The organism is Paracoccus wurundjeri (assembly GCF_030678915.1).
GTDB classification, from domain to species: domain Bacteria; phylum Pseudomonadota; class Alphaproteobacteria; order Rhodobacterales; family Rhodobacteraceae; genus Paracoccus; species Paracoccus onubensis_A.
The window spans coordinates 159,294-181,294 of sequence record NZ_JAUUTZ010000005.1; the positions used below are offsets into that span (position 1 = coordinate 159,294).

At 59.7% G+C, this 22,001-nt stretch carries 21 protein-coding genes; 9 read left to right on the forward strand and 12 right to left on the reverse strand.

Annotation, left to right across the window (positions count from 1 at the left end; genetic code table 11):
• Nucleotides 1-31 precede the first annotated feature (31 nt).
• Entirely contained in the window at nucleotides 32-265 is a 234-nt protein-coding gene (locus Q0601_RS07225) for a hypothetical protein (RefSeq protein WP_305288648.1), read from the reverse strand.
• Between the two features lie 216 nt (nucleotides 266-481).
• Here Q0601_RS07225 and Q0601_RS07230 point away from each other — a divergent pair, with 216 nt between their 5' ends.
• Nucleotides 482-2,260, forward strand: coding sequence for a thiamine pyrophosphate-requiring protein (locus tag Q0601_RS07230; protein WP_305288650.1), 1,779 nt, complete (start codon nucleotides 482-484; stop codon nucleotides 2,258-2,260).
• 180 nt (nucleotides 2,261-2,440) lie between these two features.
• On the opposite strand, the gene Q0601_RS07235 is transcribed toward Q0601_RS07230, so the two are convergent.
• Entirely contained in the window at nucleotides 2,441-3,019 is a 579-nt protein-coding gene (locus Q0601_RS07235) for a BON domain-containing protein (protein ID WP_305288652.1), read from the reverse strand.
• Nucleotides 3,020-3,172: 153 nt separating this feature from the next.
• Entirely contained in the window at nucleotides 3,173-3,358 is a 186-nt protein-coding gene (locus tag Q0601_RS07240) for a DUF3008 family protein (protein WP_305288654.1), read from the reverse strand.
• A 67-nt stretch (nucleotides 3,359-3,425) separates the two neighbouring features.
• On the opposite strand from Q0601_RS07240, the gene Q0601_RS07245 reads away from it, so the two are divergent.
• From Q0601_RS07245 to Q0601_RS07260, 4 genes are all read left to right on the forward strand, one after another.
• Nucleotides 3,426-3,644 (forward strand): sigma factor-like helix-turn-helix DNA-binding protein, encoded by a 219-nt coding sequence (locus Q0601_RS07245; protein WP_305288655.1) that lies wholly within the window; start codon nucleotides 3,426-3,428, stop codon nucleotides 3,642-3,644.
• 274 nt (nucleotides 3,645-3,918) lie between these two features.
• Nucleotides 3,919-6,108 carry a pyrroloquinoline quinone-dependent dehydrogenase gene (locus Q0601_RS07250; protein WP_305288657.1) on the forward strand — a complete coding sequence of 730 codons (2,190 nt, stop codon included), beginning with the start codon at nucleotides 3,919-3,921 and terminating at the stop codon, nucleotides 6,106-6,108.
• A gap of 201 nt (nucleotides 6,109-6,309) precedes the next feature.
• The gene (gene otsB, locus Q0601_RS07255; RefSeq protein ID WP_305288659.1) at nucleotides 6,310-7,095 is read left to right on the forward strand and encodes a trehalose-phosphatase; all 786 of its coding nucleotides are present in this window, start codon (nucleotides 6,310-6,312) and stop codon (nucleotides 7,093-7,095) included.
• A gap of 121 nt (nucleotides 7,096-7,216) precedes the next feature.
• A complete protein-coding gene (locus Q0601_RS07260) occupies nucleotides 7,217-8,257 on the forward strand; it encodes a DNA topoisomerase IB (RefSeq protein ID WP_305288661.1) in 1,041 nt (346 codons plus the stop codon).
• Between the two features lie 6 nt (nucleotides 8,258-8,263).
• Here Q0601_RS07260 and Q0601_RS07265 read toward each other — a convergent pair whose 3' ends face one another.
• From Q0601_RS07265 to Q0601_RS07305, 9 genes are all read right to left on the reverse strand, one after another.
• Nucleotides 8,264-8,581 (reverse strand): hypothetical protein, encoded by a 318-nt coding sequence (locus Q0601_RS07265; RefSeq protein ID WP_305288663.1) that lies wholly within the window; start codon nucleotides 8,579-8,581, stop codon nucleotides 8,264-8,266.
• A 48-nt stretch (nucleotides 8,582-8,629) separates the two neighbouring features.
• Complete coding sequence (locus tag Q0601_RS07270) at nucleotides 8,630-9,481, reverse strand: hypothetical protein (RefSeq protein WP_305288665.1); 852 nt, start codon at nucleotides 9,479-9,481, stop codon at nucleotides 8,630-8,632.
• Nucleotides 9,482-10,018: 537 nt separating this feature from the next.
• On the reverse strand, nucleotides 10,019-10,999 hold the full coding sequence (locus Q0601_RS07275) for a BMP family protein (protein WP_305288667.1): 981 nt from the start codon (nucleotides 10,997-10,999) through the stop codon (nucleotides 10,019-10,021).
• A gap of 360 nt (nucleotides 11,000-11,359) precedes the next feature.
• Nucleotides 11,360-11,530 (reverse strand): hypothetical protein, encoded by a 171-nt coding sequence (locus Q0601_RS07280; protein WP_305288669.1) that lies wholly within the window; start codon nucleotides 11,528-11,530, stop codon nucleotides 11,360-11,362.
• Between the two features lie 11 nt (nucleotides 11,531-11,541).
• Nucleotides 11,542-13,176 (reverse strand): L-lactate permease, encoded by a 1,635-nt coding sequence (locus tag Q0601_RS07285; RefSeq protein ID WP_305288671.1) that lies wholly within the window; start codon nucleotides 13,174-13,176, stop codon nucleotides 11,542-11,544.
• A gap of 37 nt (nucleotides 13,177-13,213) precedes the next feature.
• A complete protein-coding gene (ggt, locus tag Q0601_RS07290; RefSeq protein WP_305288673.1) occupies nucleotides 13,214-14,812 on the reverse strand; it encodes a gamma-glutamyltransferase in 1,599 nt (532 codons plus the stop codon).
• 273 nt (nucleotides 14,813-15,085) lie between these two features.
• Nucleotides 15,086-15,853, reverse strand: coding sequence for a GntR family transcriptional regulator (locus tag Q0601_RS07295; protein ID WP_305288675.1), 768 nt, complete (start codon nucleotides 15,851-15,853; stop codon nucleotides 15,086-15,088).
• Nucleotides 15,854-16,093: 240 nt separating this feature from the next.
• A complete protein-coding gene (locus Q0601_RS07300; RefSeq protein ID WP_305288677.1) occupies nucleotides 16,094-16,795 on the reverse strand; it encodes an RES family NAD+ phosphorylase in 702 nt (233 codons plus the stop codon).
• Nucleotides 16,792-17,181 (reverse strand): MbcA/ParS/Xre antitoxin family protein, encoded by a 390-nt coding sequence (locus Q0601_RS07305; protein ID WP_305288679.1) that lies wholly within the window; start codon nucleotides 17,179-17,181, stop codon nucleotides 16,792-16,794. The genes Q0601_RS07300 and Q0601_RS07305 overlap by 4 nt, the downstream gene beginning before the upstream one ends.
• Nucleotides 17,182-17,479: 298 nt before the next feature.
• Between Q0601_RS07305 and Q0601_RS07310 the strand changes: the two genes are divergently transcribed.
• The 4 genes from Q0601_RS07310 (at nucleotide 17,480) to Q0601_RS07325 (ending at nucleotide 21,998) form a co-directional block, all read left to right on the forward strand.
• Nucleotides 17,480-18,982 carry an ABC transporter substrate-binding protein gene (locus Q0601_RS07310; protein WP_305288681.1) on the forward strand — a complete coding sequence of 501 codons (1,503 nt, stop codon included), beginning with the start codon at nucleotides 17,480-17,482 and terminating at the stop codon, nucleotides 18,980-18,982.
• An 85-nt stretch (nucleotides 18,983-19,067) separates the two neighbouring features.
• Entirely contained in the window at nucleotides 19,068-20,009 is a 942-nt protein-coding gene (locus Q0601_RS07315; RefSeq protein ID WP_305288683.1) for an ABC transporter permease, read from the forward strand.
• Nucleotides 20,009-20,872, forward strand: coding sequence for an ABC transporter permease (locus Q0601_RS07320; protein ID WP_305288685.1), 864 nt, complete (start codon nucleotides 20,009-20,011; stop codon nucleotides 20,870-20,872). The genes Q0601_RS07315 and Q0601_RS07320 overlap by 1 nt, the downstream gene beginning before the upstream one ends.
• Before the next feature lies 1 nt (nucleotide 20,873).
• Nucleotides 20,874-21,998, forward strand: a complete 1,125-nt coding sequence (locus Q0601_RS07325) for an amidohydrolase/deacetylase family metallohydrolase (RefSeq protein ID WP_305288687.1) — start codon at nucleotides 20,874-20,876, stop codon at nucleotides 21,996-21,998.
• Nucleotides 21,999-22,001 lie beyond the last annotated feature (3 nt).

Sequence of the window (22,001 nt, forward strand, 5' to 3'; positions counted from 1 at the left end):
TCCCGTCATCATTCCCGTATCTCATTCATGGTCAATAATTGGCGGGCGGATCGCTTGCGGGAAAGGATTCGTCGGATTGTTCATCGACGATATCCCATCGCTTGGGCGGCGCCTGCATCTGCGCTCTGCCTGCGGGCCGGACATAATCGCCTCGACCCTTCCTTCTTTCGCGCCGCGATGGCGCGGACAACAGATTGCACGCCATCACGAGACCGATACCGGCGATGATGCCAAGGCAGAAACTTAACGGATCGGTTCGTCTCATATCATAGGCCTTTCCTGAAACAGAAGGATCACGCGGCAATTCCCGGGCCGGGGCTGTTCCTGATCGGCGAAAAACAGAGACGATGCGTGATTGTTCCTGAATCTCTGATGACGCGAAATGCCGCATCAACCCGGGATAACCGCAGTTCAGCAAGTTCGGAACATATGATGCTGCGGCCTGTTACCCGCCCTTTCGCCAAATAACAGGAAGCACCCCATGGCAACCACGGTAGGAGATATATTCTGGCAGCGCCTGAAAGACTGGGGGGTCAGCCGGGTCTTCGGTTATCCCGGCGATGGTATCAACGGATTGCTGGGCGCCTTGCAGCGCCGGGACGGAGATATCGAGTTCGTTCAGGTCAGGCACGAGGAAATGGCCGCTTTCATGGCCACCGCCCATGCGAAATTCACCGGAGAGCTGGGCGTTTGTCTTGCGACATCCGGTCCCGGCGCTTCTCATCTGCTGACGGGGCTGTATGACGCCCGGATGGATCATATGCCGGTTCTGGCCATTGCGGGACAGCAGGCGCGAACCGCATTGGGATCGCATTACCAGCAGGAAATCGATCTGGTTTCGATGTTCAAGGATGTGGCCGGTTATGTGCAGCAGGTCGCCCTGCCCTCGCAGACGCGCCACCTGACCGACCGCGCCCTGCGCATCGCTATTGCGAAAAGGCAGGTTGCCGCACTGATCTTTCCGAACGATCTTCAGGAAACCGAATATGAAGACCCGCCGCGCATGCATGGTTCGGTGTTCTCGGGCGGCGGATATTCGCATCCCCGGACAGTACCCCATCCCGAAGATCTGAGCCGCGCCGCAGATGTGCTGAATGATGGCAAGCGTGTCGCCATGCTGGTCGGCGCAGGCGCGCTGCAGGCATCGGCCGAGATTCGCGCCGTAGCCGAGACATTGGGCGCCGGCGTGGCCAAGGCATTGCTGGGCAAGGCTGTCCTGCCTGACGATCTTCCCTATGTGACCGGCTCGATCGGCCTGCTGGGCACAGAGGCAAGCTGGGATCTGATGTCCGGCTGCGACACATTGCTGCTGGTCGGCACGGGCTTTCCCTATTCCGAGTTTTTGCCCGAAGAGGGCGCGGCCCGGGCGGTTCAGATCGATATCGATCCGTCGATGTTGTCGCTGCGCTATCCGGCAGAAGTCAATCTGGCCGGCGACAGCGCCGAAACGCTTCGCGAGCTGTTGCCACTGCTCAGGCCCAGAAAACCGGGGGCGTGGCAGCGCCGGGTGGAACGAAGCGTTCAGAAATCGTGGAAAACGCTGAAAGAACGCGCATATCAGCCCGCCGATCCCGTCAATCCGCAATTGCCCTTTTGGGAACTATCCGCCCGTTTGCCGGATAATGCCATCCTGACCTCTGATTCCGGTTCTTGCGCGAACTGGTTCGCCCGCGATGTCAGAATGCGCGACGGCATGATGGCATCGCTGTCCGGCGGGCTTGCATCGATGGGGGCCGCTGTTCCCTATGCCATTGCGGCGAAATTCGCCCATCCCGACCGCGCGGTCGTCGCCATGATCGGGGATGGAGCCATGCAGATGAACAATATGGCGGAATTGATCACCGTCGCGAAATACTGGCAGGATTGGTCATCCCCGACATGGATCTGTCTGGTTCTGAACAATCAGGACCTTAATCAGGTGACCTGGGAACAACGGGTCATGGAAGGCAATCCGAAATTCGAGGCCACCCAGACGATACCCGATATCCCCTATCACCGTTTCGCCGATCTGATCGGGCTGAAAGGCATTCTGGTCGATGATCCCGACAAGGTCGGCAGCGCCTGGGACGAAGCCTTCGCCGCGTCCCGCCCGGTGGTGATCGAGCTGCGCAGCGATCCCGAAGTGCCACCGATGCCACCGCATCTGACCTTCAGGCAACTGCGCAATTTCGCCGCCGCGACCATCTCTGACACCGAACGCGCAGGCATTCTGCGAAACACGGCGCGGCAGGTTCTGGGAAGATCGGGTAATGGTCACTGATACCACGGCAACGGCCGGACCGGCCCTGATATCACATGCCGCCCCGAAAGCCGGTTACCATCGATCCTCGACCGAATTGAACCCCGTCAACGGCCCCATCTTCGCCCGGCGGCACGTTGTTTCACATAGCCGGCGCGACCGGGATATGCGTCCGCAAGCCCGCTGGAACTCCATATGCCTTCAGAACCCCGGCCCGGCAGAGAACCGCAGGTTATTCTGAACATGCACAACGCCGGAAATCGACTCGGCGCATTCCCCGGCGCGGCGTTTGGCTTGCCTGGAGTCGACATAACCGTTCAAGGTGACCTCGGCCCCGACCACCACGACCTCCATCCGCCGGGCATCAAGCAGATCGTCGTCCATAAGCCGCTCGTTGATTTCCTCGAAAAGGCGATCATCCGGGCGGATATATCCACGCGGACCTTGCCCCCGATGATCAGCATCACGAGCAGCGCCAAAATCGGAGCTCATCCCGCCGCTCAAACGGGGTCCCTTTTCGGCGCTGGTCAGCATCGTCGTGCCATAGGCGTAACACGCAGGCAAAGGATCTTCCCGGATATCTCCGCTGCGGCGACGCCCCCCCGTGCCGGAGGTCCAACCGGCGCCGAAATTGGAACTCATCCCACCGCTCAGGCGCGGAGCCTCGTCATGATTTCCCTGCCGCGCGGGATGGAACGGATATCCGGGCCGGAAGCGATACCGGTCCTTATAAATCCGTTCATCCGAATACGGACGACAGGGCTTGCGGGATCGGGTCATCTTCAACTCCTTGTTCGGCGAATGCTGACCAGCCGTTCAGGCATCTGTCCGATGGATCGGAAACCCGTACCGATACGCCTTTGCTATCCGCGATCAGCAGCCGGGAAGCGCAATATGTCCTATCTGCGTCCACGAGCAGCCGGCGGACCGGTATCAGCTTCTTTTATGCTCTGGCTTACCCTTGCGAGGGGTGCTGGCGAGTTCTTCCAGTTCCTTCTCGCTCATGGATTCCACCATTTGCCGGGAAGCACCCTTCAGATCGCTCTTCTTGGCCTCTCCGCGCTTTACGGCCAGGGCAGCCCCGGCAGCCTTCTGCTGAGCCTGTGATTTCGCAGGCATGACAACCTCCTGATTTTGGGTTTCCGTCAACCTGCAAGCTTCGCTTATGTTCCAGCGGAATTATCACATGGCGCGGCATGTCAATCATCCATCTGAGAATTATAGGAAATATTCACCGCCCACGCATTATCGCGATACTCTCGTTCTGGTGATCATGATGGGCGAAAGCTATGAAGATGCCACCCGGATTTGCGGGGTCACCATAGGCACCATCAAAAGCCGCATTCACCGCGCCCGGGCCATGACATTGCAAACATTGGGCGAAACCACATTGGCGGAACCGTGAATGCAACCGGCATATGGGGAACGATTTCTTTTCGTTCACTGGTATGGCCCTTTTGCACGGCGATCCGTCCTGACGGTTGGAACAACTCCGCCAGCCACCTGTTCCTGCTTCCTGCGCCCATGAGCGGCACCTGAAGGCGATGTCAGCAAAGCCAGAAAGGATGAACCTACGTGGCTGCCCGAAAACCGGCAGGCAAAACGGTTTGCGCGACGAAATCCGGTCATCGCCCTTCGAAACCTGCATCAGGAGTATCCGCAACTCAGGAGGATGTATCATGATTCCAAGATTTCCGACCCTCTGGCTTCTGGCGCTAAGCGTTGCGGTTGCGCCGGTATTTGCTCAGGACGATCAGCCATCGCCAACGCCGGATAACCCGCCCGCCGAAACGCCCGCACAGGAAGCAGATCCCGAACCGGGGCCGGCAGCGGAAACCGATGAAAGCGCCGCGGACATCCCCGGCACTGCGGAAACCACAGCGGGCGAAACGCCCGCTGCTGATCGCGCAGCCACCGATATCCCCGAACAGGCAAGCGAGGATTGGCCCTTATACGGCGGCGGCGCGCCTGCGGCGCGCTACTCTCCGCTTGACCAGATAAACGCCGGCAATGTCGCCGGGCTCGAACGCGCTTTCATCTATCGCACCGGCGATATGCCCGAGGGCACGGCGATGGACAAATATTCGCCCGAGACCACTCCGCTCAAGATCGGTGATGATCTCATTCTGTGTTCGGCGATGAATGTGCTCATATCGGTCGACGCGGCCACCGGCGACGAAAACTGGCGTTTCGATCCCGATGTGCCAAATGAGGCTATCCCCTACGGCGCCAGTTGCCGCGGCGTCTCGACCTATACCAATCCGGATGCTGCCGAAGGCGACCGTTGTTCCACGCGGGTGATCGAGGGGACGCTTGACGCCAGGCTGATTGCCGTCGATCTGAAAACCGGCGAGCCCTGTGAGGATTTCGGCGAGAACGGAACCGTGGATCTCTGGCAGGACATCGGCGAGCGTGTACCAAGCTGGTATTCCGTAACCTCGCCGCCGGCAGTGGTGCGCGGAGTGGTGGTAACCGGCGCGCAGGTCAGGGACGGTCAGGCCGAAGATGCGCCCTCGGGCGTCATGCGCGGCTATGACGCCGTAACCGGCGAATTCCTATGGGCGTGGGATCTTGCCGCGCCCGACGCGCATCGCGACGGACCACCGGAAGGCGAGGTTTATACCCGCGGCACGCCCAATATGTGGACCACCGCGGTCGCCGATGAAGAACTGGGTTATGTTTACCTGCCACTGGGTAACTCTTCGGTCGACTATTACGGTTCGAACAGATCTGCCGAGGAAAATGAGTTTTCCACCTCGCTCGTGGCGCTGGACGCCACCACCGGCGAGGAAGTCTGGCACTTCCAGACCGTGCGCAACGATGTCTGGGATTATGACCTTGGCAGCCAGCCGACGCTGATCAACTTCAGGGATACCCCTGCCCTCGTATTGCCGTCGAAACAGGGCGATATCTACATTCTGGATCGCGAGTCCGGTCAGCCGCTGACACCGGTCGGTGAACTGTCCGGGCTTCCCAAGGGCGAAATCGAACCCGACTACATTTCGGACACCCAGCCCGTTTCCGAATGGCACAGTCTGCGCAAACCGCCGCTTGAACCGAAGGACGCCTGGGGCTTCACCCCGATCGATCAGCTCTGGTGCCGGATCCAGTTCCACCGCGCCAATTATCAGGGCATCTATACGCCACCTTCCAGCGAACGTCCGTGGATCCAGTATCCCGGCTATAACGGCGGCTCTGACTGGGGATCGGTGGCTGTCGATCCGGAACGCAATATCATGATCGCCAATTACAATGACGTTCCCAACTACAACCGCCTGCTGACGGAACAGGAAGTCGAGGAACGAAATCTTACCCCGATCCATATGAAGTCCGGCAGCGAGGCGGAGAGCGAGAATCCGCAGGAGCCGAATGGCGAAAACACGGGCAAGCATTCCGAAGGCGACGGCTCTCCGCAAAGCGGCGCGCCCTATGGTATCGAGGTGAACGCCGGCTGGCGCAATCCGGTCACCGGCATCCCCTGCACCGAGCCTCCCTATGGCGGGATCCGGGCCATCGATCTTGATACCGGCGAGACCATCTGGGACACGGCGCTGGGCACCGCGCGCGAAAACGGGCCATTCGGCATTCCTTCGCGCCTGCCCTTCAAGATCGGGACGCCCAATAATGGCGGGCCGGTGGTCACGGCCGGAGGGATAGCCTTTATCGGTGCCGCCACCGACAATCTTTTCAGGGCCATCGACATCGAAACCGGTGAAACTTTATGGAGCGACGTGTTGCCTGCGGGTGGTCAGGCCAACCCGATCGTCTACGAGGTCGACGGGCGCCAATATGTGATGATCGCAGCGGCCGGACATCATTTCATGGAAACGCCCATCGGCGATTACCTTATCGCCTATGCCCTGCCTTGAGACGGGGATACCGGGACAGAATTCCCCGATCACCGCTCCCCGCGATCGGGGTTGGCAGTTTCGTTCCGATACAGGACGCATTCGCGCGACGCCGTGGGTGCGTCCGCAATCATGACCGAACCGGATCATTGTAGCTCGTGCGGAAGCCACGCGCTTCCGGAACGGCTCAACTGGATTTTCGGCGGCAGGTCCGGCAACATCGTGAAGACGGATATCATGTTCCAAAGCGGCGATATCCCGCATAACAAGGAGGAACGTCAGTTGCAGCCACCAAACCTGCCGGAAAACGCCGCGCTGTTTCTGGATTTCGACGGTTGTCTGGTAGAGCTCGCCCCTACTCCCGATGCGGTTGTCGTACCCGGCGGGCTGCCCGCGCGGCTGGAACGGCTATACAGGCGGCAAGGCGGCGCCGTGGCACTGATTTCCGGCCGTAACATTGCGGATCTGATCCACTACCTGCCCGGATTTCCCGGTATGATCGCAGGCGGTCACGGCGCCGAATTGCGGCTTTCCGGCGGTCGGATCGAGACAATAGCGGCAGCGCGATCCGATATCGTCAACCTGCACGACCGGGTCCGGAAGCTTGCCGCGAGCCATGACGGATTGCTTGTGGAGCCAAAACCGCATGGCGTCGTAATGCATTATCGCGCCGCGCCGGATCTCGCCGGATGGGTGGCCCGGGCGATGGAGGGATTGGCCGCGGATTTCCCCGAACTGGCCATACAGCATGGCAAGATGGTCATCGAATTGCGCCCCAGGGACGCAAGCAAGGACCGCGCCTTGTCCCGGCTGATGGCGATGCCGGATTTCGAGGGGCGTCCGCCGGTCTATATCGGCGACGATCTGACGGACGAGGCGGCGATGGCCGAGGCGCAGGCGCGCGGTGGCCTTGGTATCAAGATCGGGACGGGTGAGACCTGCGCCCTTTACCGTCTTAAGGGTCCGCGGGCCTTGTCGGATTGGCTGGACCTCTCGCTTGACGATTGACGCATTGAAAGAACGCCCGTGGCGCGGATGAAATGTCCCCGGCCGCAATCATCAGAAAGGGGCGGGCATGTTCCACCCCCGCGAACCGCCGGAATTCATCATGTCAGGATGCCCGCCAGATATGTCAGACCCGCGAAATGCCGCGAAAAAGGCGGGCCTGATCTATGTGAATGACGACCTGCCCGGCATCACCCGTATCCGTGCGGGCAAGGGCTTTTCCTATCGCGACCCCAAAGGGCGCCGGATCGCCGACAGGGCCGAGCGCAACCGGCTTGCTGCAATTGCCGTGCCTCCGGCCTATCGCGACGTGTGGATCTGCCCCGATCCGCGCGGCCATATCCAGGCCACGGGCCGGGACGCGCGCGGGCGGAAACAATATCTCTATCATCCCGATTTCCGCGCATTCCGGGAACATGCGAAATTCGATCACATAGTGGAATTCGCGCAGGTCCTGCCGACAATCCGCGCACAGCTCCGCAAGGACATGGCACGAAGGGGGCTGTCGGCGCGTAAAGTTCTGGCGACGGTGGTTTTTCTGCTTGAAGACACCTTGATCCGGGTCGGCAACGACGATTATGCCCGTCAGAACAACTCTCGTGGCCTGACCACGCTTCGCGGCCGTCATGTTCAGCTCCACGCCAGCAAGGTCCGGTTTCACTTCAAGGGCAAAGGCGGCAAGGAATGGGATCTGAGTGTCCGCAACCCTCGCGTCGCCCGGATCATTCGCCTGATACAGGATTTGCCCGGACAGCACCTGTTCCAATATCTGGACAAGGACGGCGCAAGACAGAAAATCAGCTCGACCGATGTGAACGATTATCTTCGCGACATCTCGGGCCAAGAGGTGACGGCCAAGGATTTCCGGACCTGGGCCGGTACGGTTCTGGCCATGCGGGAGCTTTCGCGATATGCGGATTTCGAAAGCGAAGCGGACGCGAAACGCAATATCGGCGAAGCTGTCGCGACCGTCGCGGATCGACTGGGCAACACCCCGGCGATCTGCCGGAAATGTTACATCCACCCCCGGATAATCGACGCCTATCTGTCCGGCAAACTCGGATCGGAACGGCGTGGCGAACAGAACAACCGGCGGCAGGTGACAGGGCTGAGATCCGATGAAAAACGGGTGCTGAAACTTCTGGGCGGCAAGCGGCAAGCCTGATCCCGATTATGTGGCAATGACATATATGATGACGAGGATCACGACCACGAAGCAAATCACCCCCGCTACCCTCCAGCCATCTCCATTGGCCGCTTGGGTCCCGAAACCGCGATCCGGCTGCCCGGGCGTCTGTTCGTCCGACCGGCCGGAAATCTCTGACCGGCGCGCATGGCGGACCTGTTCGGCTGTAGGAGGAAAGCCCGAAGCCTCGTCATCCGTTCCAAGCGGCGCGGCGGCGGGATCGGGGAAATCAACCTTGTCCTTCGCCCGCCCCCGATCGATATCCTGACGCAGCCGTTCGGAGTGATCCGTTTTTCTGACCATGCGTGACTCCCTGTGGCCGCTCGTCAAACAGAGGAAGTTGGCCGGGGATCATCCATCCCACCAACCGCCCCGCCCTATACAGTGCTGAACATGTTTCGCGGCTTCATCATCCTGATCGTCATGCTTCGATTGGCCGGCATCCCCCTGCCGCTTCTGCCCGGCGCTGCAGGGGCCCTTGACCGTACCGTCATCGACCGAAACGTCATCGGCCCTCGGGTCGGGCGCTTGGCCCGGATCGTGGTCACGCAAAGGAAGCGGCCGGGGCAATGGCGTTGTCCCGGCATGTTTTGGCGTTTTCCCGGTACTCAGATGACGAAGTTTCAACTTCGTCCTTCCCGGTTCATCCACCAGCAAATCCTTGTGATCCAGATAGAACTCGCCCACGATTCTGGCACTGACGCCGGCAGCTTTCATCTTGTCGATCAGTCCTTTTTCGGATCGCTCCTCGTCTTCGATGAAGTTATGGATAATCTTCCCGGCCACGCGTAACCGCGCAATATCCACGTATTTCTCGTACGGAACCCGGGTATTTAACAGAAACGACACAAGGTCGGCGACGACTTCCGCATCCGCAAGCGGTTCGTAAGTCCGCAAGCCCATATGACAGGCTTCCTCATACAGAACCTGATGCAGGACTTCGTGCTTCCTCCAACATTCAAGCAGGTTTTTCTGCAAGTTTTCAGCTTGTTCGGTGCTGGTAATATTTTCGCTTTCCCGAACGAGAGCCTTCAGTTCCCGATGCTGCTTCTTCAGTAATTCGAAGCCATCTTCTTCCACGTCATCAGCGGAATCCCGATCCATCCCGCGATCCGCCGCACCGGCAGACTGCGATATTGCGGCATCTGTCGCACGATCGGTCGCGGCAGCCGGTTTTGGCACCTGTTTTCTCTCTGATATCATCGCCTGATCCTCCCTTCGCGATGTTCCCTGAACTGCCCCTTGTCGACGAAGTGCCATAACCGGCTGCAACGGAAAATGTTCCCGTCCGATACCGCGCGCATCAGGGCAGCAATTCGCCGCGGAAATCTAAGAGCGGCCTGCACGGGGAACATCGGGAAAAGCCTTCCGGATTTTCCTGGAACCGGGCCAGACGAGCTTCGGCGGGTCGACGCTTGGGCACAAGATCGTCGAGGCAGCGATTGCGGCGCAAGCGATCCGGACACTGGCGCGCAGCCTTCCCGACAAAGAGCGCGACAATCGATACCGGCAATGCCCGCATTGCCTTGGGGCCGCAACGCAGCCGACTATTTCTCGCCTTACGGGGTTTTCATCGGCCCGGCTTGACGCGACCGGCAAAGCGACCTGTCACCAGTTTCTTATGCTTTACGGCACCGACGGCACTTCGGTTCTGTCGTGCGCGCCCCGCCCATCCGAATTGCCTATATAACCGGCGAGCCGACCCTTCATCCGGGGGTGGATGGTTGCTCGCCCGCCCGGTTACAATTCCAACTCGGGCCCGTCATACTCGGTGGAAACTTCGATCTCCTTGCTGATCACCTTTTCTTTCAGCGCCTCGATCTGCCGCCGGACATCCTCGGGAACCTTGTCCGAAAGAGTCAGTGCTACCGCATCGGGATTCTCCAATCCGATCGCCGTGACCGTGCCCGGCTTCCAATCGCCTTCCACAAAGTCCCTTACGGCCTCGACGCTTGGGATGCTGACATCGGCGATCGCCGAGCCGACGAAAACCTCGGGCTCCACCTCGGTCCAGTCGATCACATTGCCGAATTGCCTGGTATTCGTATCCCGCATAGCGTCGATGGCACCCTGACGTCCGGAATTCAGCATGGTGAAGATGAAATCTGCGCCTCGCTCGATTTCGGCCTTCGCCACACGCGCCGATAGATCGTCGTCGTCCTGATCTCCGGCAAAGATCGTCAGGAACTCGGCATCGGGATTGGTATGCATAAGCCCGTTATAGAATCCGCCGCGCCCTTTCAGGCCGGGCGTTACCCTGATGCCCGAAATATGGCCGACGACATTCGTCGTGGTCAGAAGCCCCGCCGCTGCACCGGCAAGCCATGCACTCTCTTCCTGAAGCACCTCATAGCTGGCCAGATTCGGGCCGCTTACATTGCCCTGCACCACGACAAATGCGATATCCGGAAACTCGGCCGCAACCTGCTTTGTGGCATCATTGTTTTGCCCGCCATGCGCGATGATCATGTCCGGCCCGTCCTGAGCCAACTGACGCAGAGCATCCGTCAGCAATTCAGGTTCGGGTTTGATGTCATCAATATAGCTGATCTTTGCGCCGAACTCCTTCTCGATCCTCATGAGGCCATTATACCCGGCTTCCATGAAGCCGTTATCTTCAATGTCCCCCGGCAGCAGCATTGCAACATTCAGATCATCCCGCTCAGCATAGGCCGCTGTTCCGGCCACTATTGCCAGTGCAGTTATCGCCGACATCTTCATTGCCGCCACCTCTCCTGTTGGTCATCAATGCCGCAATCAAACCAGATGAACCGGCGTTTTCGGAATGCCGGTTTTGTTAAGGTTAATTATAGAAATCGTTGAAAGTCTTTTTACGCGTGCATGCTATGGTAATTCTTCGCAGGGCTCATTTCCCACCCTTCACATGCCGCCGCATAAGTCCGGCATGGACAGGAACAGGCTAGACGAAAACACGCGATTAAAGGGCCAATTGACACCCCGGCCCGCCTTAATCCGGCGGCCCGGCGAGGAACGAGAAACGCCCGGCGTCGTCATGTCGACCCCGCAAACGATCAAGTTCCCGCCAGCCCGAACCCGTCATCGCCTGCCCCAAAACAGACCTTACCGTGTTACAAGCCTTAGTATCGGGGTTGTCAGCATGCTGGCCGTGAACAGCAGAAAGCCCGTCGCAGCCAATATCGACACGTTATGCATCAGCCCGACGTAAAGAAGTGGCACCGCTATGATCGCGACGATGCCCGCGATGACCTGGCATATGATTGATTTCGACATCCTGTTTCTCCTTATGCAACGAACAAGACAACAGCGCCGATAAGCAGCGCCACGATGGTGAACAGCGGAATCGTTACGCGAAGCACCTCACCTTCCCGGCCAAGGATTCCCGCAGTCGTCGTTCCCAGTAAAACATTGCCCGGTGCGATCATGTTGCCCGCGGCACCCCCAGCTGTCTGAGCGCCAAGGATAGCCGGTTTCAGCAGGCCCGTGGCATCGGCAGTCGAGCTTTGGAACGTGCCGAACAGCAGGTTGGAGGCAAGGTTGGACGTGGTCATGAATGCCCCCAGCCCCCCAACCACCGGAGCCAGGAAACCATAGGCGGGTCCGGTGGCGGCCGCCGCCCCATGCGCCAGAACCTCGATAGCGCCCGAGCCGGCCATCACGTTCGACATGGCAATCAATGCGATGACGGCAATTGTCGACGGGATCGATTTGTCCACCGTATTACGCACTATCCGGCCAAACGAGCCTTGTTTCATGACGCCGATGCGACGAAAGGCGACATAACCGATCAGTGCGGATGCCAGCAGGAACGACCCCGCATGCGTGAAAGGAGCCATCGAGACCGATGTCGCATCCCTGACAAATCCCAGATCCGTCACCGTTTCCGGGAAATCCACGCCAAATGCAAAGGCGCTCAGCGAGTTCTTCAGCGGAGAGACCAGCAGAATGGCGAAAGTGATCAGGACCAAGGCGTAATAGGGAATGAACGCCTGATTCAATGTCAGGGCGCGGGGCGAGGCGATTGCCGCCACATCTTGCGGATCGGAGCCTGTTCCGCCACCGCCATGCCCCGTCCCCTCGCGGGCCTCTTTGGTGAAGACGCTACTGGTGCGGGGTTTCTCGGCCCGATAGCGCGGCAGGCGCGCCAGAACGAACAGGGCCGCGAAAGCCACGCTGGACGCAACAAAGCCATTCAGAACATCGTTCCATTGCGACAGCGCCAATGTCAGCCCGCCCTGAATCGCGGACATGATCACGATAATCGGCAACCCATGCCACACCCCGCGAGCGCGATCGTAAAGCCAGCAAACAAGAATGCCGCCAAGCGCATTGAGGATCCAGATGAAAGCGGCTGCATAAAGGGCGGTTTGCGCCGCCAGCAGCGGCTCCATCGCCGTGACTTCCTTGAGGCCCAGCCATGCCACGCCCAAAGTGCCGAAAGTATTGTTCCACGCATGGCCGATCAGTGGAATGATAACCGCATAAAGCGGACGCACGCCGATGCCCACCAGCAAAGGCGCACATACGGCGATAGGAACGCCAAATCCCGTGACCCCTTGCAGGAACGACGCGAAAGCCCAGCCGAAAGCCATCACCTGTACCAGCGGATCGGGAAGAACATCGGCAATCCCGTGGCGCAATCGTTCGAAGGCTCCACCCTCGTCGCTGACCTCGTAAATCAGGATCGATGCCCAGACAACGTAAAGCACGGTGATCGCGCTCCACACACCCTTGACGCTTTCAAAACCGATGGTTTCCGCGGAAGCCCCGAAATAGAACCAGGCAATACCGACCGCGATCAACCAGGACACCGGGCCTGCCTCGGCCGCTCCCCATCGGCCTGCAAGCATCAGCGCAAGCAGGATCAGCAGCGGCAATGCCCCCGTCAACCAGCTTATTATGGTAACTGGTAGTTCCATGATTTCCTCCCTTTTTTGACGCCTCCTCCTCTTGGCGTCACCAACCCGCTGCGATCCCCTCTCCTCGCGGATCTGCCGCGCCCGACAGGACACCGTTATCCGGATCGATCCTGATCGCGGCCGCATGGCCGACAAGATCGCTCCAGGGTTCGATAACCTCTACCGGGTGACCCAGTTGCCCGAGCGAGGCGGTGACGGAATCGCCGAACAACGCCTCGATACGGAGATTGCGGGTTTCTTCGCCCCAGGTGCGGCCGTAAAGCCAGCGAGGGCTGTCTATCGCGACCTGCACGTCATCGCCGAAATCGACGAAGCGCGTCGCCACCGCCGTACTGGTCTGCGGCTGCCCTTCGCCCCCCATCGTGCCATAGACCAGCAGCGGTTTACCGTCGCGGAACATCATGCCGGGCATCAATGTATGGAAACAGCGTTTGCCGGCCTCCAACCGGTTCACATGCCCTTCGTCCAGCGAAAAGAACGAGCCGCGATTCTGCAGCAGGACGCCGGAATCGCCCGCGACAAGGCCGGAACCGAATTCGTGATAAAGGCTCTGGATGACCGAAACCGCGTTTCCATCGCCATCCACCACCACCGTTGCCGTAGTGTCCTGCCCCATCGGCACAGGCTGCGCCGGATGCGCCGAACTCATGTCGATACGGCCGGCCAGCTCGGCCGCGTATTCCTTTGACAGCAAATCGGCAAGCGGGATCTCCGCATGTTCGGGATCGGTCAGATAGCGATCGCGGTCGACAAAGGCGAGTTTGGTCGCCTCGACCACCAGATGGACATAAGCGGCAGGGTCCGATTTCAGTGCCGCCACATCGAAATTCTCAAGGATATTCAGGATCATCAGATGGGCGAAACCCTGGCTGTTCGGCGGGTGCTGAAAACAGCTGTAGCCGCGGTAATCGACCCCGACCGGATCTTCCCAGTTACCGCGGTGCCCCCAGAGATCCTCTGCCTGCCAGTATCCGCCTGCCGTATCCAGAGAACGGATGATTTCTTCGGCAACTGCCCCTTCGTAGAAACCTTTGCGCCCTTGCCGGGCCACGGCCTCCATCGTTTCGGCCAGGGCGGGAAAACGCATGATCTCGCCGGTTTTGGGTGCACGCCCCTCGGGCATGAATATGCGCGCGGTCGTCTTGTGCGCGGACAGGACATCGGCGGTCATCGTGGTGAAAGCAGCCTGCCCGGCGGAAACCGGATATCCGTCGCGGGCATAGGCAATCGCCCCCGCAAGATCGTCCGCAAGGCTGAGTTTGCCAAAACGCTCATGCGCCATGCACCAGCTGTCGACGGCTCCCGGTACAGTCACCGCCGACATGACGCCACGCGATGGAATCACGTCATGACCCGCCTTGCGGTAAAGCTCGCGGGTTGCGGCGGTAGCGGAACGCCCCGATCCGTTCAAAGCGTGCAAAGCATCAGTGCCGGCATCGTAAATCAGCCAAAAGGCATCTCCGCCCATGCCGGTCATATGCGGATAGACGACGCCAAGCGTCGCGTTCACCGCGATCGCCGCATCAACCGCCGATCCTCCGTTCTGCAGCACTGAAAGCCCTGCAAGAGACGCCAGATAATGAGGCGAGGAAACCATTCCTCGCGTTGCCATTGTCGTGGGGCGTGACGTTTTCAAAGCTTTTCCCCTCCCTTTGTGGAATAACAGATACCATAACTGACATGGCAGTTATGACAAGAAAAACTATGCGCCCTATTTGCGCACCATATGAAATTCACATAAATTGAGATGATTTTATTTTTAATTACAATATGATGGTTGTCAGATCGAAATTCATCAATCACAACACGGACACGCAGCCCTTGGGCGAAAAGCAAAAAGTTCGGGGGGCTTTATTTCACTGATTCCCTGAAGCGTGAACGATCTGCCCGGCCCCGGAAAACTGCTGATTCAGCTGCGCTTCATAATCGCGCGCCGGGTCTGATAGGTATATTCCTCGACATAATCGATCAGTCGGTCCAAAGCCTTGCGGGCAGCGCGTTCGTCATTTGCGGCGATGGCCTTTGCGATAGCTGCATGTAACCGGCAAACCTTGGTCAGATCACCGAATTGCTGAAAATTCAGAAACCAGAAGCGCCGTGTCTGCGCCTGTAGCGGCCCCATGGCATCCGCTGCGTAAATGTTATCCGCGGAACTTGCGACAAGCGTATTGAACTCCCGGTCAGCGGCGATGAATAACGCCTCGCTGCTTTCAGCGGCGGCTTTTTCGAACCGCAATTGAAGTTCCGAAAATGCCTTGCAGATTCCCGGATCGGCCAGTCTCGCGGTTCGGCCGACCAGAATACGCTCCAACTCCCGGCGCACCTCGATCAGTTTGAAGTGATCATCGACGTCTATGGCCGAAATCACCGCACCCGAGCGTGGATGGATCGTGATTGTCCGCTCTTGCGCGAGCCGCTTGAGCGCCTCGCGCACTGGCGTACGACCAATGCCGAGTTCGGCGCTCAGGGATTTTTCCGAAACCCGCGTCCCCGGAGGCAGTTTGAGCGTCACGATCATTTCTTCAATCAGCCGATAGGCGAAATTGGCCTGGGTTTCATTCGGGGCGGGGCTTTCCGCCCGGCTTGCGCCGCGTGATGCCGTAGCCCCGGCGAAAGCGTCGTTGCTGCCGGCAGCAGCCGATTTTGCCGATTTTTCAATCTTCCTGCCTGATGTCATCCGGCTGCTTCCTCCCCTGCCCAACGCGATCCCTTCTCTGTGTATTACCCGATCATTCGCCTGACATGCTAATTTTCGCCCGGAACGGAGCCGGAGGGTTCATCGAAAGCTTTTCCCATCGCAGAGGACGTCGAATTGCCCGTCTCGGCCAGGACCCGATGAACATGAATGTTCGCAACAATCCCGCGCCCTCGGCCCTCGCATTCCGATGGCAGAATGGCTCGGCGGAATAAATGAAAGTCAGGCGACTGCAATGATCGAATAATCCGGCGTACCATTCCAAACAAGGTCCCAGGACCTGCCCGGGCGGACATTCTGGATTGCGCGGGGCTCGAAGCAAACCAGACAGTTTCCACCCGGCGCGGGTGCTCGCACAGATGGGTAAATCAGCCCGCGCGAGCCCTCTTGCCGCAGATGTTGAGCGAGGCTCTGACCTTCAGGATATCCGATGTCCGGATCCGCGTTGAGCGATGGATGATTCGGCTCATCGGTGATGTCATCGAACACGCCGATGAAATCCGCCAGCAACTCGACATAGCGGGCGCTGTCTACAAACGACCCCGTGTAACCAAGTTCCCGCGTACGGTGCCACGCGACTTCGCTGACAGAGACCATGACGTCCCAGGCGCAATACCAGGCGCCACGCTCCTCGGAGTTGAAGCGGTTTCCGCCCGCTCGTGTATAGGTGAAGGCGGCGTTGACATGCGTGTCACCATAGATGCGCATGTCGCGGCTCCGGCGGTGCCAGGCAAGTTCGCGCGGATCGAGATGAGGGTTCCTGCCCCGCTCAGCCAGAAGGCGACCGCTGGTCAGCCCCTCGATCTCTGCAAGGATCTCGAACTCGTCGTCGGTATCGACGAGATTCCGGAGCGCAGGCGGCTTGTGGTAAGTGGCGGGTAAAAGGCGAACGAGACCGCGATCGGAAATCCCGGTTTGTCTCATGCGCCGCCACGCAGAGCATCAAGATAGGTCCGGACGGCAAGAAGCTGGGGCAGACCACCCTCGATCACGGTGTCCAAAGGCCGGCTGCCGCCGAACAGGGGGCCAGTGTTCCGCCGCGTGAACCAGCGTCTTGCAAGTGGTTCGGAAAAATAGAGTTCGAGTGACTTGTAGATGCCAATTACCGCGCTGAGGCGCAGCAGTTGATCCTTGGTCAACTCTCCTGCGAAATCAGGTTTCTTGGCACGCTTCCATGTGCTTTCCGACATATCCGCAAGACCCGCCGCCTCTTTCAGGCTGAGGGCCCAGGCATCGACAATGCGTGCATAGGCTTGCAGTGCAACCGCATTGATCCGAGCGGGTTCGCGGGTTTTGGCAACAACTTGCATCTCGATCTCCTTTGCGCCCAATATAGTCCATATGGACCAAATGTAAAGTTCATATGATCCATATCATGTGATCAAACCAGACCGCATCCGATCATGATCATCTTCGGCCTGAACGCTCTTCTTGTGAATCATCGCGGTCCTGGCCTGGCAGAAAGATGCCATCGTCGAAGGGTCGCATCATCAAAGCATGCTCGCTTATATTCCATAATTATAGATGATAGTTGACACTTATGAATGCCATCCTTTTACTCCCAATTACGAACTATACACCATTATAAGAGAATACAGGGAGCCTCAGATGACATTCCGCGCCACATGTCTGGCCACCGTCTTCGCATTTTGCGCCGCCGGGCCGCTTGCCGCGCAGGGCAAGATCGACGTCGCCATCATCGGCGATCCGGATACGTTCGACCCGATGGTGTCGACCAAGGATGTGGTCAGCATCGTCACCCAGCATTTCATGGAAACGCTTTATACCTTTGACGACAACTGGCAGGTGGTGCCCCTGCTGGCGTCGGATATGCCGACGATCAGCGAGGACGGCACCACCTATACGATCCCGCTGCGCGAGGGCGTCAGTTTCCACGATGGTTCAACCATGGATAGCGGCGATGTGGTCGCCTCGCTGAACCGCTGGAAAGAGGTCGCAAGCCGCGGCATGGCCATCGCCGACCAGATCAACGGCATCGAGGCCACCGGCCCGGCCGAGATCACCATCACCCTAAGCGAACCCTATGCACCGCTGACGACGCTGCTGGCCTTTTCCAATTCCGCAGCGGTAATCTATCCCGAAGAAATTCTGGCCGACGAGATCGACGAACCAATCGGCACCGGCCCATACAAGATCAAAGCGCGCCAGCCCGACCAATATACGCAACTGGTCCCTTTCGACGACTACAGCCAGCCGGGTGCAGCTGCGGGCGAACGCGCGCAGATCCCAGACGAAATACGCTTCATCCCGGTGCCGGACACCAATACGCGGATCGAGGGGCTGCTGTCGGGCCAGTTCGACTATGCCGACAGCCTGTCGACCGAAGCCTTTGAACGGATCGAAGCCTCTGACGTGGCCGAGCCGGTGCTGCTGGAACCTTTCGGCTGGTCGCTTTTCGCGGTGAATCACAAGAAGGGACTGATGACGGATCTGAACATCCGCCGGGCGGTGCAGGCTGCGCTTCCCTATGACGACATGCTGTTCGCGGCTTTCGGAGACGAGAAGTTCTTCCAGACCGACGGCGCACTTTATCCCGAGGGCTGGTCGTGGCACAATGAGGCGGGCACCGAGCTTTACAACCAGAACGACCCCGAAAAAGCGGCGGAATATCTGGAAGAGGCAGGCTATGACGGCCAGCCGCTGCGCATCCTGACCTCGCGTCAATATGAATTCCACTACCAGATGGCCGAAGTCGCCCGGATGGCGTTGGAAATGGCCGGGTTCACCGTGCAGGTGGACGTGGTGGACTGGGCAACGCTGGCGCAGAATCGTGACAATCCGGACCTTTGGGACATCTATATCACCCACTCGCCCTTCCTGCCGGAACCGACCCTGACCTCGTCCCTCTTCGCAACCGCCCGGGAAGGCTGGGCCAATCCCGAGAAAGAAGAGATCCTTGACCGCTTCACCCGTGAAACAGACCCCGAGGCGCGCAAGGAAATCTATGCCGAACTGCAGCAAAAGGTCTACGAGGATGTCGGCCTGATCAAAATCGGCAATTTCAATGTCGTTCAGGGCAAATCACGGGCGTTATCGGGTGTGACCCCCTCGCCGTGGCCGGTTTTCTGGAACGCCAGGAAGGAACAGTAAAGCAAACCGGCAGGGCCGTGCGCCGCATTCCGCGGCCCTGCAATCCACCCCGAAAGCAAGATCGCAACGGATCGAGTCTCCTCCCATGCGCAGCTATCTTTTTCGCCGCCTGATCGGTTTGATCGTCGTCATCTTTCTGGTGCTGACCATCGCCTTCGTGCTGGTCCGTCTGGCGCCGGGTGATCCAGCCTCGCTGATGCTGGGGCCGGACGCCACTCCGGAAGAAGTGATCGCCCTGCGCACAAGGCTGGGACTGGACCAGCCTATCGCAGTCCAATACCTGACCTTCCTGGGCAATGTCCTGCAAGGCGATCTGGGTCAATCGCTGTTTTTCAATCAGTCGGTCACGTCTGTCCTCGCCAAGCGGGCGGAACCCACGATCTTTCTTGCCCTGTTCTCGCTGCTGGTGGCGCTGGTCATCGCCACGCCCATCGGCATCTGGGCGGCCTATCGGCGCGGCTCTATTCTGGACCAGACGTCGATCACCTCGGCGATGCTGGCCGCCTCGGTCCCCAGCTTCCTGACCGGTCTGGTTTTCCAGCGCTATCTGGCCACCGATCTGGGCTGGTTCCCGGCCTCTGGATACGGTGATGCGGGCGCCAGCTTCGCCGAGCGGATGCGCCATCTGATCCTGCCCGCGATCACGCTGGGCATCACCAATTCCGCACTGATCCTGCGCTTCACCCGCGCCTCGATGCTGGATATCCTGGGCGAGGATTACGTCCGCACCGCCCGCGCCAAGGGCATGACCGAGCGCCGGGTGGTGCTGCGCCACGCACTGAAGAACGCGGGCATCCCGATCATCACCGTTGTCGGCCTGACCTTCGCGCTGCTGGTCTCGGGCGCGGTGGTGACCGAGCGGGTCTTCAATCTGCCTGGCATGGGCAATCTGGTGGTGAATGCCGTGCTGCGCCGGGATTATCCGGTGATCCAGGGCACGCTGATCGTGGTCGCGGCGCTTTACGTGCTGGTGAATCTCGCCACCGATCTTCTTTACCTCGTCGTAGACAAAAGAGTGAAATACTGATGGCCGGTACTGCTTCCTCCACCGTCGTGGCGCCCAGCCTGCGCAGATTGTTGATGCAGCGGCCATCGGTCGTGATGGCGCTCGTGGTCTTCGTGGCGATCGCCACCGCCTGCTTCCTGCTGCCCGCCCTCGGCGTGACCAGCACCGGCGGCATGTCGGTCAGGAACCGCCTGACCGGTCCCGGCTCCGAATATCTTCTGGGCGCCGACGCTTTCGGCCGCGACGTCCTTGGCCGGCTTATGGTCGCGGGCCAGACCTCGCTGGGCATCGGGCTTGGGGTAGCGTTGCTGTCATCCGCCGCCGGGATCGTGATCGGCCTGATCGCGGGCTTCTTCCGCAGGCTGGATATGCCGCTGTCCCGGCTGATCGATGCCCTGATGGCCTTTCCCGATATCCTGCTGGCATTATCGCTGGTGGCGATCTTCGGCGGCTCGATGGGCAATGTGATCCTGGCGCTGTCCATCGTCTACACCCCGCGCATAGCCCGGATCGTCCGCGCCTCGACGCTGGTGATCCGCGAACTGCCCTATGTCGAGGCCGCCCGCGCCCTGGGCACCCGTACACCCACGATCATGGTGACGCATGTGCTGCGCAATATCGTTTCGCCGATCCTGGTCCAGGCAACCTTCATCTTCGCCTATTCCATGCTGGCCGAAGCCGGTCTGTCCTTTCTGGGCGTCGGCGTCGACCCGAAGATCCCCACCTGGGGAATCATGGTGAACGAGGGCCGCCAATATATCGACAACGCCTTCTTCCTGATCCTCTTCCCCGGCCTCGCCATCGCGCTTTCGGTGCTGTTCCTGCAGATCGTCGGCGACGGGCTGCGCGACGCGCTGGACCCCAAACTTGCAAAGGAAACCTGACGTGCCGCTGAAACTGATCAATTTCAAAGCCATGGGCTTTGATTCCGCGCCCGAAGAGATCTGCATCGACGCGTCCGGAAATATCTCGGCAAGTCCCGCCGAAGGCGCCGAGACGCTGGATCTCGGTGGTGCTTACCTGTCACCCGGCTGGTGCGACCTGCATGTTCATGTCTGGCATGGCGGCACCGATATTTCCGTCCGCGCATCGGAAGCCGGCCGCCCCACCGGAGTCACTGCGATGGCCGATGCCGGATCGGCGGGCGAGGCCAGTTTTCACGGCTTGCGCGAATATGTGATCGACCCGGCAAGCGAGACGATCAAGGCTTTCCTGAACATCGGCTCGATCGGTCTTGTCGCCTGCAACCGCGTGCCGGAACTGACCGACTGGCGCTCCATCGACATCGACAGGACGCTTGCGGTGATCGAAGCCAATCGCGACGTCATATGCGGCATCAAGGTGCGGGCCTCGGGGGTCATCGTCGGAAGCTGGGGGATCACCCCGGCCAAGATCGCCAAGCGCGTGGCCGAAATGGTGAACATGCCGCTGATGGTGCATGTCGGCGAGCCCCCTCCCCTGATCGACGAGGTGTTCGAGCTGCTGACGCCCGGCGATATCGTCACCCATTGCTTCAACGGCAAGGCGGCAGGCTCGATCCGGGACACCGAGGCGCTGTTCAGGATGGCGCAGGATATGGCCGGGCGCGGCATCCTGATGGATATCGGCCATGGCGGCGCATCCTTCAATTTCAGGACCGCGCGGGATTCCATCGCCGACGGGCTGCGGCCCTTCTCGATCTCGACCGATCTGCACCAACGGTCGATGGAAAAACCCGTCTATGACATGGCAACCACGATCTCGAAGCTTCTGGCCGTGGGGCTGAGCTTCGAGGATTGTATCGAAGCCACCACCAATGCTCCGCGCTCGGTCCTCGGCCTTTCCGGCAGGGACGGGCTGACACCCGGCAAGCGGGCCGATTTCACGGTTTTCGATCTGGAGGATGCACATATCGACGTGATGGACAGTCAGGGCAATCACATGGTCATGGACCGGGTGATCGAACCGCGCATGACCGTTCTGGGCGATGACGCCCGGCCCGCCGCACGGCGTCTGCCGCCGGAAATCTGACGG